Source organism: Kribbella aluminosa, from assembly GCF_017876295.1.
GTDB lineage: Bacteria > Actinomycetota > Actinomycetes > Propionibacteriales > Kribbellaceae > Kribbella > Kribbella aluminosa.
Genome location: NZ_JAGINT010000002.1, coordinates 984,841 through 996,527 on the forward strand (window position 1 = coordinate 984,841; position 11,687 = coordinate 996,527).

13 protein-coding genes, 1 tRNA gene and 1 other RNA gene are annotated in these 11,687 nt (G+C 67.6%); 8 read left to right on the forward strand and 7 right to left on the reverse strand.

All coding sequences use genetic code 11. The features are described 5' to 3' along the window. Positions 1-291: 291 nt before the first annotated feature. Positions 292-1,128 carry a nitroreductase/quinone reductase family protein gene (locus tag JOF29_RS26145; protein ID WP_245359463.1) on the forward strand — a complete coding sequence of 279 codons (837 nt, stop codon included), beginning with the start codon at positions 292-294 and terminating at the stop codon, positions 1,126-1,128. Here the strand turns inward: JOF29_RS26145 and JOF29_RS26150 are convergent. Continuing rightward, positions 1,123-1,863, reverse strand: coding sequence for a class I SAM-dependent methyltransferase (locus JOF29_RS26150; RefSeq protein ID WP_209697096.1), 741 nt, complete (start codon positions 1,861-1,863; stop codon positions 1,123-1,125). The two genes, JOF29_RS26145 and JOF29_RS26150, sit on opposite strands and share 6 nt — an antisense overlap. A 54-nt stretch (positions 1,864-1,917) precedes the next feature. On the opposite strand from JOF29_RS26150, the gene JOF29_RS26155 reads away from it, so the two are divergent. Then, positions 1,918-2,256 carry a LuxR C-terminal-related transcriptional regulator gene (locus JOF29_RS26155; protein WP_307863693.1) on the forward strand — a complete coding sequence of 113 codons (339 nt, stop codon included), beginning with the start codon at positions 1,918-1,920 and terminating at the stop codon, positions 2,254-2,256. A gap of 54 nt (positions 2,257-2,310) precedes the next feature. Next, positions 2,311-2,979 carry an aminoglycoside phosphotransferase family protein gene (locus tag JOF29_RS26160; RefSeq protein ID WP_209697097.1) on the forward strand — a complete coding sequence of 223 codons (669 nt, stop codon included), beginning with the start codon at positions 2,311-2,313 and terminating at the stop codon, positions 2,977-2,979. 53 nt (positions 2,980-3,032) lie between these two features. Here the strand turns inward: JOF29_RS26160 and JOF29_RS26165 are convergent. Both JOF29_RS26165 and JOF29_RS26170 read right to left on the reverse strand, forming a co-directional pair. After that, positions 3,033-3,120: transfer RNA gene (locus JOF29_RS26165), tRNA-Ser, on the reverse strand. A 124-nt stretch (positions 3,121-3,244) separates the two neighbouring features. After that, a complete protein-coding gene (locus JOF29_RS26170) occupies positions 3,245-4,060 on the reverse strand; it encodes a TIGR03620 family F420-dependent LLM class oxidoreductase (RefSeq protein WP_209697098.1) in 816 nt (271 codons plus the stop codon). A 94-nt stretch (positions 4,061-4,154) separates the two neighbouring features. Here JOF29_RS26170 and ffs point away from each other — a divergent pair. Both ffs and nadE read left to right on the forward strand, forming a co-directional pair. Beyond that, positions 4,155-4,251, forward strand: an RNA gene (gene ffs, locus JOF29_RS26175) — signal recognition particle sRNA small type. A gap of 36 nt (positions 4,252-4,287) precedes the next feature. After that, positions 4,288-5,106 carry an NAD(+) synthase gene (gene nadE, locus JOF29_RS26180; protein ID WP_209697099.1) on the forward strand — a complete coding sequence of 273 codons (819 nt, stop codon included), beginning with the start codon at positions 4,288-4,290 and terminating at the stop codon, positions 5,104-5,106. Positions 5,107-5,163: 57 nt separating this feature from the next. Here nadE and JOF29_RS26185 read toward each other — a convergent pair whose 3' ends face one another. Beyond that, complete coding sequence (locus JOF29_RS26185; RefSeq protein ID WP_209697100.1) at positions 5,164-5,568, reverse strand: SRPBCC family protein; 405 nt, start codon at positions 5,566-5,568, stop codon at positions 5,164-5,166. 2 nt (positions 5,569-5,570) lie between these two features. Then, on the reverse strand, positions 5,571-6,047 hold the full coding sequence (locus JOF29_RS26190) for a MarR family winged helix-turn-helix transcriptional regulator (protein WP_209697101.1): 477 nt from the start codon (positions 6,045-6,047) through the stop codon (positions 5,571-5,573). A gap of 153 nt (positions 6,048-6,200) precedes the next feature. On the opposite strand from JOF29_RS26190, the gene JOF29_RS26195 reads away from it, so the two are divergent. Next, on the forward strand, positions 6,201-7,829 hold the full coding sequence (locus JOF29_RS26195; RefSeq protein ID WP_245359465.1) for a long-chain fatty acid--CoA ligase: 1,629 nt from the start codon (positions 6,201-6,203) through the stop codon (positions 7,827-7,829). A 67-nt stretch (positions 7,830-7,896) separates the two neighbouring features. On the opposite strand, the gene JOF29_RS26200 is transcribed toward JOF29_RS26195, so the two are convergent. Both JOF29_RS26200 and JOF29_RS26205 read right to left on the reverse strand, forming a co-directional pair. Next, positions 7,897-8,712, reverse strand: a complete 816-nt coding sequence (locus JOF29_RS26200) for an aminoglycoside 6-adenylyltransferase (protein ID WP_209697102.1) — start codon at positions 8,710-8,712, stop codon at positions 7,897-7,899. 266 nt (positions 8,713-8,978) lie between these two features. After that, positions 8,979-9,842, reverse strand: a complete 864-nt coding sequence (locus JOF29_RS26205; RefSeq protein WP_209697103.1) for an alpha/beta fold hydrolase — start codon at positions 9,840-9,842, stop codon at positions 8,979-8,981. 66 nt (positions 9,843-9,908) lie between these two features. Between JOF29_RS26205 and JOF29_RS26210 the strand changes: the two genes are divergently transcribed. Both JOF29_RS26210 and JOF29_RS26215 read left to right on the forward strand, forming a co-directional pair. After that, complete coding sequence (locus tag JOF29_RS26210) at positions 9,909-10,541, forward strand: TetR/AcrR family transcriptional regulator (RefSeq protein ID WP_209697104.1); 633 nt, start codon at positions 9,909-9,911, stop codon at positions 10,539-10,541. After that, complete coding sequence (locus tag JOF29_RS26215; RefSeq protein ID WP_209697105.1) at positions 10,538-11,539, forward strand: NADP-dependent oxidoreductase; 1,002 nt, start codon at positions 10,538-10,540, stop codon at positions 11,537-11,539. Before JOF29_RS26210 ends, JOF29_RS26215 begins: the two co-directional genes overlap by 4 nt. Positions 11,540-11,687: the final 148 nt, after the last annotated feature.

Here is an 11,687-nt window from a genome sequence, read left to right on the forward strand (position 1 = left end):
CTCGTTACAGCATTTCTGAGAATTCCCGCCGGCATTTCCTGCGGTACGACGTTTCGCACTCGATTGGCGACGTTCGGTAGGCGATCAGCGCACGTGGCTGTGGACGACGTACCGCACGATCGGCTCGACGTCCGTCGTACCGAGCAGATCGGACAGGGATACCTCGCCGTTGTCTCCGGCCCGGACTCGGGTAGGATCACCCACGTGACTGCCGGGTCGGCTTCGAGCCATTACCGAGTTGGGTCCCCGGCTGCGTCCTGAGCGCCGCGCGGGCCCCGCCCGCACTCTCTGATGTCTGCATTTCCCCCTTCACGACACCAGAGAGAGAAGCGAATCCTGAACGATTTCACCGCACAACTCATCGCGGAGTTCAAGGCGAACTCCGGCCGCGTCGGCGGCCCGTTCGAGAACTCCAGGTTGTTGCTCCTGACAACCACCGGCGCGCGGACCGGCGAACCGCGTACCGCGATCCTCGGCTACTACCCGGACGGCGACCGGGTCCTGGTCGTCGGCTCGGCCGGAGGCAGCCCGAAACACCCTTCCTGGTACCACAACCTGCTGGCGAATCCGCAGGTCAGCGTAGACGTCGGCCTCTTCAGCTATCCGGCAAAGGCAGTCGTACTGCGGGGCGCCGAGCGGGACGAGGTCTTCGACCGCCTGGTCGAGGCGGACGCCGGGTGGGGCGACTACCAGGCCGGCGTGCCCCGTACGATTCCGGTCGTCGCGCTTGTCTCCGGTGGACCGCCCGGCGGGCGCACCGGCTCGCTCGCCGAGGCGCTGAAGAACATCCACGCCGCGTTCCGGCGGGAGCTGGGGCTGATCCGGCACGAGATCGCGACGTCCGGCGCCGCCGGGCTGGGCGCACAGCTCCGCATCAACTGCCTGACCGTCTGCCAGGGCCTGCACCATCACCACACCGGCGAGTCGACGATGTTGTTCCCCGGCCTGGTGGAACAGCACCCGGAGCTCACGGACGTGATCGCCGTACTGCAGCAGGAGCACGAGCAGATCGCAGTACTGCTCGGCCAGCTGGAACAAGCCGTCACGCTGGAACAGGTGGACGAGCTGATCACTCAACTCAACACCCACCTGGACCATGAGGAGGAGGCGCTCCTTCCTTATCTATAACGGTTTCCGGGCCAGTAGTGCGTAGGAGTTGGGGAGGCGGCCGGACCAGGCGGCGGCGTTCGTGCCGTCCTGCGGTCGCCAGAACGGTTCGGCGTACTCCTCGAGGACTTGGATGTGCAGGCCGGCGGTGGTGATCGCGGTGACGATCTGGCCGAGCGTCCACTGCCACTCCTGCGCGCCGTTGCCCGGGAACGTGTCGTTGACGTGGGACTTGGCGAAGTAGCTCCGGTCCGGGCGGATCCGCGCGTCGTCCTCGTCCCACGTCCACAGCGGTACGGCCGGGTGGCCCTCGTACACGAACAGGTGCCCACCCGGCCGTAGCACTCGCTCCACGTCGCGCGCCCACGCGTCGATGTCCCGCATCCAGATCAGCGCGCCCTTACCGGTGTACACGAGGTCCGCAGCCGCGTCCTTGACTGGTACGCCGGGCACTTCCGCCACGACGTACCGGCAATCGACTCCCACGTCCCGCGCCCGCCGCCGCGCCGCCCCGGCTGCTACCGAGCTGTAGTCCACGCCTACGACTCTTCGCGCGCCGGCCTTCACCAGCCCCACATCGTCGAGCCCGTGCCCACTCTGCAGATGCACCACGAACGGCCCGGTCGCCAGTACGGACGCCAGCAGTTCGTGCTCCCGCTCCACCAGCAGCCCGCCACCACGAGCCGCCTCCAGCAACTTGTCGTACTCCCGGACATGCTTGGTAGAAGCCTGCTCCCAGATCGCCCGATTACCCATATCTACAAGTCAGCCCGATCTGACGTGACTCGGGCAACCGCAATTTCACTCGTTGTGGAGAACTTGGGCGATTGTGGCGCCAGCGGCTTCCTCCTGAAGGACGTAGCCCCCGAACACCTGACCGCCGCCGTACGCCTGGTAACCACCGGCGACGCGCTCCTGGCCCCGTCCATCACCCGCCGCCTCGTCGAACGCTTCGCCACACCCCAGCCCGCCCCACACCGCGAGCTCTCCACCCTCACCCCACGCGAACTGGAGGTCCTCACCCTCATGGGCCAAGGCCTCTCCAACGCCGGGATCGCCACCGCGCTGACCCTGAGCGAAGCGACCGTCAAACCCGCGCCGCCCGAATCTTCGCCAAACTCAACCTCCGGGACCGCTCCCAAGCCGTAGTCCTCGCCTACGACACCGGCCTGATCACCCCGGCGAGGGGAGGTAGCCTCTGGCATGAGGGAAGACCTGCTCGCCTGGGCCACCGCTACGGTCGGCCCCATCCTCGAAACCCACCCCCTCCACGACGACCAAGGTCCCTGGCGCCTCACCACCCGCGCCCGACCCGTCGTACTACGCGCCCCAACCCCACGCATCGACCCCGCGATGATCGCCACCGCCGCCCTGACCCGCATGCACGCCATCGCGATGCAGCCCGCCGACCATCTCCCGTTCCGCCCCCGCCCGATCGCGGTCGACGACTTCGCGACCGACCGGCGTACCGGCCGCCTGCCAACCACACCTCTACTGGAAGAGGCCCACAACCTCGTCCTCGCCCACGGCCGACCACCCGAGCCCCCGGTCTTCCTCCACGGCGACGTCTGGCCCGGCAACCTCATCTGGTCCGCCAACACCGTCGCGGCCCTGATCGACTGGAAAACCGCCGGCGTAGGACCGCCTGGCGTAGACCTCTCCGAACTCCGCAAACAAACAGCCATTACCTTCGGCCCCGAAGCCCCCACCCACGCCCTAACCGGCTGGGAACAATCAGCCGGTCACCGAGCCCCTCACGTCCCCTACTGGGACGCAGTAGCCGCCCTGAACACCCCCACCACCCTCTACAGCCCCACGGCAACCACCCGCCGCGACACCTTCCTCAGCCAAGCCCTAGCCCAACTCCGCTGACCCCACAAACAACCAAAAGACCCGGACCGCCGTAGCAGTCCGGGCCATCAACCTGGCGGAGGATACGAGATTCGAACTCGTGAGGGGTTGCCCCCAACACGCTTTCCAAGCGTGCGCCCTAGGCCACTAGGCGAATCCTCCAAGCGGAGAGGATACCGGGCGGTGGTGGGGAATCCGAAATCGGGGCGCCGCAGCGGCGGTACGTACAACCGGTGCAGAGGTACGTCGAGAGCCCGATTCGACTGCATGGCTCTACGAGAAGCAGCTAGCCCAGTAGTACTGGCGTCAGTGCTCGCCACTGCTCTATCGGCTGCGGCCCGGTCACGCCGGTGATGACGTTGACTGCGACGTGGTCGGCGCCTGCGTCCAGGTGTTCGGTGAGCTTGGCCTTGATGTCGGCAGGGCTGCCCCATGCGGCTAGGGCATCGACCATGTGGTCAGGGAGCTCGGACAGGTCGCTCTGACTGAACCCCTGGCGCTGCAGCGAAGCGACGTACCCAGGGATCGTCGTGAAGAAGCTGATGGTGTTCCTGGCGATCGCCCTGGCTCTGTCCGCGTCGGTTTCGACTACTACGAGGTGGCTGACGGCCAGGAGCTTGTCCGGCCCCAGGACCTTCCGCGCGTCGGCGGAGTACGCCGCACGGGTCAGGAACGGGTATGCGCCGGCAGAACGCTCTCCGGCCAGCTCGAGCATCCGCGGGCCGAGTGCCGCGAGCACCCGGCGCTCTACGGGTACGTCCAGCTCGTCCAGGTAAGCGTTGAGCGTGGCAATCGGCTTAGCGCCGTGCGCGCCACCCAGACCGGCTGTGAACCGACCAGGCGCAGCCTCCTCCAAGGCGGCGTACGTCGCGCTCACGTCGGCCGCGCTGTACTTCACCACCGCCAAGATGCCGCTCACGAACTTGATCGCCGTCGTGGCGTCCACCAGGTCGCTGATCGCCTGCAGCCCAGGCAACGCCCCGCCGGACAACCAGATCACCGGCCACCCAAGCTCCTCGGCCGCCCGCGCCGCAGCGATCGAATCCGCGCCGCCGTCCAGCCCCGTGGTAATCCCGAACCGCCCAAAATGATGATCCGTCACCTAACAAGCTTGATCCCTAGGACGGCTCGCTGTCCAGGACCACGACGGCCGGAGTCCGATTCCCGGTTGGTGAGGCTCATCCCGTACACTCGTTGCTGGTTCCCCGCGTGGCGGTATCTCGCCCAATTCCCCCAGGGCCGGAAGGCAGCAAGGGTAAGTGAGCTCTTCCGGGTGCGCGGGGAATCCTCATGTCTAGGCTGGTGCTCCCCAGATCGAAGAGGAGCCAGATGAATCCCGAGAGCCGTTACCTGCAGGATCTGATCGTTGCCGAGCTCGGTGTACCCGCGGCATTCGACGTGGACAGCGAGATCGAGCGGCGGGTGGAGTTCCTCGCCGAGCGGCTCCGGCGGACCGGCGCCGCGGCGTACGTGCTCGGGATCAGCGGCGGCGTCGACTCCGCGGTGGCGGGCCGGTTGTGTCAGCTCGCGGTCGAGCGGGTGCGGTCGGAGGGCGGGCAGGCGACGTTCGTCGCGATGCGGCTGCCGTACGGCGTGCAGGCCGACGAGGCGGACGCGCAGCGATCGCTCGAGTTCATCAAGCCGGACGACTCCCTGGTCGTGGACGTGCAGCCGGCCACCGACGCCATGGTCGAGTCGGTGCGGCACGCCGGGCTCGGCGACCGCGAGGACTTCCACGTCGGCAACATCAAGGCCCGCCAGCGGATGGTCGCGCAGTACGTGGTGGCCGGCGCCCGCGGCGGTCTTGTGGTCGGTACGGACCACGCGGCGGAGGCGGTAATGGGGTTCTTCACCAAGTACGGCGACGGGGCGTGCGACCTCACGCCGCTGTCCGGTCTGACCAAGCGGCGCGTCCGCGCGGTCGGCGAGCGGCTCGACGCGGCGCCGGAGATCACCGGGAAGATCCCGACCGCGGACCTGGAGACGAACAACCCGGGCGTCCCGGACGAGGCCGTGCTGGGCGTGACGTACGACGAGATCGACGACTTCCTCGAAGGGCACGAGGTCGACGAGAAGGCCGCGGGCACGATCATCGCGACGCACCGCCGGACGGCGCACAAGCGGGCCGTCCCGCTCGCCTTCAGCTGAGGAACTCGGTCAGCAGCCGGGCGTAGGGTCGCGGACCTTCGTGAGCGTTGGCCGAGCCTAGGCGGTGTGCGCCAGCTGCACCTGGCGGATGCGATTCGCGAGGCGAGCCAGGCGGATGGTCGCGATGTTCCGGTACGCCGGGCGCAGGACGGTCGCGAGCGGCCCCGACTGCTCGAACGTGTGGGTGACCCGCCCGTCCTGCCCGATCGTCCAGGCGCCGACCTCGCGGAAGCCGGGGACCTGCCAGACGATCTCGACCCGGTCCGCCTCGACCACCGTGTACTGCAGCTCGCCGGTGAACCCGGGGCGCACGCGGAGCGCGTACCGGGTGCCGGGGTTGGTCTCGCGGGGGCCGTCGATGGCGAGGAACGCCTCGTTCCACTCCGGCAGGCCGAGGGCGTCCAGTAGCACCTGCCGGATCGCCGCCTGGCCGGCGTGGATGGTCTCGGTGGCCTGTTCCATGACTAGATCTCCTGATGGGCGAGTTCGGGACCCCGGCGGCGGGCCAGGGCGGCCCCGGTCGGGAAAGCGTCGGCGAGCGAGCGGAGCGTGCTGATGGTCTCGTCGAGCGCCTGGCCGGCGAGACGGTCGTGCATGGTGCGATGCAACCGGTTCTCCGCGGTGACGATGCGGCGGTGCAGTGCCCGGCCTTGCGGTGTCAGGCTGAGCGTGAGGTAGCGCCGGTCGACCTGGTCGATGCCGCGTTTCACCAGTCCTTGGGTGACCAAACGATCGACGAGCCGGCTCGGGCTGTTTCCGGTCTCGCAGACCAGCAGCCCGCCGAGCGCGTTCAGCGTCATCGGACCGTGGTCGCGGAGGACCCGCAGAACCTCTGCCTGGGAAGGCGTGATGCCCAGCGGGCGCAACTCGGCGGCGAGCAGCCGATTGCCCTCGCGCTGGATCGCCAGCACGAGATAGCGAAACTCCTCGACAACCTTCATGACCGACATATTACACGACATGTATGTCGTGTCATCTGTTTGCCGTGAATGTCTTCGGTTTGTTGTTGCCTGCGGCTCCAGTTCCGGAGGAGTTCCGGAGAAAGTCCGGTCGAGGTCATGGTCAAGGTGCAGCGCGGCTGGCACAGTGGCTTCATGAAGGGTCTGATGCAGAACTACCAGCTGTCGCTGGACACGATCTTCCGCCGGGCCGAGCAGTTCTACCCGGACAAGACCGTCTATACGGGCGGTCCGGCGCCGACCAAGCTGACGTACGGCGAATGGGCCGACCGGACCAGACGCCTGGGCGGGGTGCTGGACACGCTCGGGATCACCTCCGACGGCCGCGTCGGGACGTTCGCGTGGAACTCGGGTCGCCATCTCGAGCTGTACTTCGCCGCGCCCTGCACCGGCCGGGTCCTACACACGCTGAACATCAGACTCTTCCCGGACCAGGTCGTGTACATCGCGAATCATGCCGAGGACGAGGTCGTCTTCGTCGATCGCTCGTTGCTGGGGCTGTTCCTGCCGCTGCTCGAGCGGCTCCCGCAGCTGAGACATGTGGTCGTGATGGACGACCTGCCCCCGGGTGCTCCAGCGGCGGCGGAGATCCCGGACGATCCGCGGTTCCACGACTACGAGGAGCTGCTGGCGGCTGCGTCACCGGTGGAGTTCCACGTCGAGGACGAGAACCAGGCCGCCGCGATGTGTTACACGAGCGGTACGACGGGCAACCCGAAGGGCGTCGTCTACTCCCATCGGTCGACCTGGCTGCACTCGATCGGTGTGCTGACCAACGTCGGGATCGGGCTGGCCGAGACGGACACGGTGATGCCGGTGGTGCCGATGTTCCACGCCAATGCATGGGGGCTGGCACACGCGGCGCCGATGGCCGGTGCGTCGCTGGTGTTCCCGGGGCCGGACATGAGCCCGCAGGGGATCCTCAAGCTGCTGGTGGAGCAGGAGGTGACGCTGTCGGCCGGCGTACCGACGATCTGGCAGGGGTTGCTGCCGCTGCTCGACGGGGTCGAGTTGCCGAAGCTGCGGCGGATCCCGTGCGGCGGTTCCGCCGTACCGGAGGCGCTCTCGGAAGCGTTCCGGAAGAAGCTCGGCCGGCCGATCCTGCAGGCGTGGGGGATGACCGAGACGAGCCCGGTCGCGACCGCGTCCCACGTACCGGCGCGGAACAAGGACCTTCCCGAGGAAGAGCAGGCGCATCTCCGCGCCCGGGCTGGGCTGCCGCTGCCAGGCGTAGAGGTGCGGATCGTCGAGCCGGGGTCGATCACGCCGCTGCCGTGGGACGACGAGGCCACCGGCGAGCTGCAGGTGCGCGGTCCGTGGATCGCCGCGGAGTACTACCGGCCCGACGACGGTGCACAGCTGAACACCGAGGACGGCTGGATGAAGACCGGCGACGTCGCGGCGATCGACGGGTTCGGCTCGGTGCGGATCGTTGACCGGACCAAGGACCTGGTGAAGTCCGGTGGCGAGTGGATCAGCTCGGTCGAGCTGGAGAACCTGTTGATGGCGCATCCTGCGGTCAAGGAGGCGGCGGTCATCGGTGTGCCGCATCCGAGGTGGGACGAGCGGCCGCTGGCGTGCGTCGTGCTTCAGGAGGGGTCGACCGTGACGGGCGAGGAGATCCTCGACTACCTCCGCCCACAGGTTGCGAAGTGGTGGCTTCCGGACGCGGTCGAGTTCATCGACGAGGTTCCGAAGACCTCGGTCGGCAAGTTCTCGAAGAAGGACCTCCGGACCCGATTCGCCAACTACCACCTGCAGTGAAACTCGCGGGCCGAGGTTGGTTGCTGTCGGCATCAGTGCCTGCGGCCACCAGACCCCGTGACGCGGGTCAGGCGAAGTCGATCCCGAAGTGATTGCGGAGGTGCTGAAGGGTCGCGTCGACGAACTCGGCCGGCCAGGGGTTGCCCGTGAGTGCGGCCAGCGCGGTGCCGCGGGTGATGAAGTCGCGGCAGATGTACTGGTTGGCCGCGATGATGTCCGCCGGGTCGGTGCCGGCGGCCGGGATCGCCTCCAGCGCCGCGCGTTGCTCGTCGGACAGGAGTGCGTTGAGGCGCTTGGCTCCGCTGGTACGTCGGACCCCGCGTTCGGCGAGCATCAGCGCCACGAGTTGGTCGCGGACGGCGCCGATGCCCTGGTTGGCGACGACTCGCTCGTCCCGGCCGAGCACCGTCACGAGATTGCCGAGGAAGTAGAAGAAGAGGTTCACGGCACCGGCCGGCCAGTACGGCTCGGTGGGACGGCCGCCCTGGGGCTCGATGTCCCCCTCCGGGAACAACGTCCCGTCCCGGTCGAACAGCACCTTCACACCGTCGTACTGGAACCGGTCGAACCCGGCCAGCGGATGCACGATCAGGTCCACGTGCAACCAGTCCGGGGTGATCCCGAGCCCGCCGATCATCCCCGGCAGCCGGTCCGCCAGGACGGTCGGCCCGGTGAGTTCCCGCAGTACGTCGTCCCAGTGCTCCGTGTACCAGTCGGTGCTGTCGTCCGTGACCACCAGATGTACGTCGACATCGCTGAACCGGTCGGCGGCCCCGGTGGCGTAGCTGCCGATCAGGTACACCCCCAGCACCCGCTCGTCCGCGAGCAGAACCTCCGCCGCCCGCTTGATCACCGCCTGCTGCCGCTCGTCCCCAGTCGCCATCCGCGCAGCGTAATTCACCACGAGGACCAAGCCCGCCGACACACTCCTCGTCCCCCGCCGGCGCCCCCACCGCTGAAACTACCTGCGCTGGATCCGCCCGCACTGAAACTGCCCGCCGCTGGAACCCTCGGGGGTGGAAGCGCCTCCGCAAGCAAAGCCTTCGCGCTGGGCATCCCGGCCGGTGACTTCGTTCGCCCGGCTCCCGACCTGCCGTCTTCGCAGGGGACGGAGCGCGCCCGGCGGCCTCTGCGAGTGCGCGCCTGCTGTCAGAGGAATGCCAGGGCCTGCTCGACAAAGTCCTGGTGGTACTGGAATACGCCGCCGTGCCCGGCGTCGGGGTAGATGACGAGCTGACTGTTCGGGAGCCGCCGGTCGAGCTCGACGGTATTCTCGGTGGGCACCATCCGGTCCTTGTCGCCGTTCGCGACGAGCACGGGCTGGTGGATGTTCGCGAGCGCTGCCGGGCTCTGCAGGCCCCATCGATGGATGGCCTTCAGTTGCGCGCGGAACGCCCGTACGCTGATCGGCTTGTCACGATCGCGGGTGCGCTCCTGGAGCCGGCCGAGGAACTCCTCGCCGGCGCGGATCCCGTTCGGAGTCCTGGTGAAGAACAGATACTGCTTCGGATCGGTTCGGGACAGCAGTCCGCGCGTGACATCGAGGTAGGTGATACGGGTGACCTTGTCGATGCCTTCACCGCCTGCCGGACCGGTGCCGGCGATGATCAGCTTGCGAACGAGCTGTGGTTCCAGCTCCGCGATCACCTGCGCGATCATGCCGCCGAGCGAGAACCCGAACAGGTCGACCTGATCCAGTCCGAGGCCGCGGATGAAGCTGACGGCGTCGTGAGCCATCGCTTCGACGGTGGTCGGTGTGGAGCCGCTGGAGGCGCCGACGCCCCGGTTGTCGAACGTGATGACCCGGTGCTTCGCGGCGATGCCGTCCACCACGCGTGGATCCCAGTTGTCGAGTACGGCGGCCAGATGGGTCAGGAACACCACAGGTACGCCGGCGTCCGGACCGAGCTCGCGGTACGCGAACTGCACTCCGTCCGTCGAGAGGGTCCGCGTCGTCGCGTCCTTCCATGACGTTGTCGCGCTGTTGCCGGGCACTGCCGCTGTCTCGCTCATGTCGGGTCCTTTGTGTCATTGGCCGGGTGCAGTTGCCCGATCCTTTAGATTATGATCATAATACTATTGACGAAACAAGCCCGGAGCTGGGAGCGGCAGATGGCGCGGTACGGCAAGGAACACAAGCAGGCGACGCGGCAGCGGATCACCGAGGTGGCCGGCCGTCGGTTCAAACGGGACGGGATCGACGGTTCCGGTATCGCGACGCTGATGAAGGACGCGGGACTCACCAACGGCGCCTTCTATGCACACTTCGATTCGAAGGACGACCTGGTCGCTTCGATGGTCACCGAGCAACTCCGCGGACAGCGCGAGTGGATCAGCTCGACGGCAACCGATCGGGCGGGTGTTGAGCGGATCGTGCGGGAGTACCTCTCGACCGTTCACCGCGACAACCCCGAAGAAGGCTGCCCCTCGGCGGCGCTTCTCGACGAGATCAGCCGCTGCCCGGGCGCGACGAAGCAGGCCTTCACCGACGGAGCGCTGGCACTCATCGACGACATTGCCGCCGTACTGGCCCCACACGATCCCAGGTCTGCGCGAGTGCGGACGCTCAGCGCGTACGCCCTGATGGTCGGAACGATGCAACTCTCACGCGCCCTGGCCGACCGTGCCCTCGCCGACGAGGTCCTCGAGCAGGGCATCCAGAACGTCCTTGCCATCCTCGACGTCACACCCGAAAGCCGGCCAACCTCATGAAGGCATTCGTCATCGACCGCTACAAGAGCAAGGACGGGCTCCGCCTCGCCGACGTCGCGGTGCCGGAGTTGGCCGAGCACGACGTACTCGTCAAGATCATGGCGGCCGGGGTGAATCCGATCGACGCCAAGATCAGGGACGGCGAGTTCAAGCTCATCCTGCCGTACCGCATGCCGTTCGTACTCGGAAACGATCTGGCCGGCGTGGTGACCGACGTCGGTTCTGCGGTACGGCGGTTCACGCCGGGCGACGAGGTCTACGCGAGACCGGACAAGGACCGCATCGGCACCTTTGCGGAGTTCATCGCCGTTCACGAACGCGACCTGGCGCACAAACCGCGAACGCTGTCGATGGCCGAGGCGGCCTCGCTACCGATGGTCGCGCTGACCGCGTGGCAGGCCCTGGTCGAGCGGGCGAACGTGACCCCGGGGCAGAAGGTTCTCGTCCACGCGGGTTCCGGTGGCGTCGGAACAGCTGCGATCCAGTTGGCCAAGCATCTCGGTGCCACCGTCGCGACGACGACGAGCACCGCCAACCTCGACTTGGTGAAGGGCCTCGGCGCCGACGTGGTCGTCGACTACAAGAACGAAGACTTCGCAACGGTCTTGAGCGACTACGACGTCGTACTCGACCCCTTGGGCGGTGCGAACCTCGAGAAGTCCCTTCGCGTACTCCGCCCTGGTGGCACAGCGATCGGCATCGCCGGCCCACCCGATCCGGAGTTCGCCGACGAGATCGGGGCGTCATGGTTCCTGAAACTCGCGATGACGGTGCTGAGCCGCCGGGTCAAGAGGAAGGCGCGCCGTGGCGGCGTGAGCTATTCGTTCCTCTTCATGCGAGCCGGCGGGGACCAACTGGGTCAGATCGCAGCGCTCGTCGACGACGGAGTCATCCGGCCGGTTGTGGACCGCGTCTTCCCGTTCGAGTCGACCAGAGAGGCGCTGGCGTACGTCGAGACCGGCCGCGCCAAGGGCAAGGTCGTCGTACAGATGAGCTGAATCGTCCAAGGTCGGGCCGAGTCGTGGCGTTCGGCTCGACCCCTGGAGGGCGAGTCGTGGATCCAGGTCGGTCGGTCCGGCGTGTCGGCGACCAGAATTCACGACTCCGCGAACGCGCGGTGAGGACGGGCGGCGGCGGGGCGGGCGA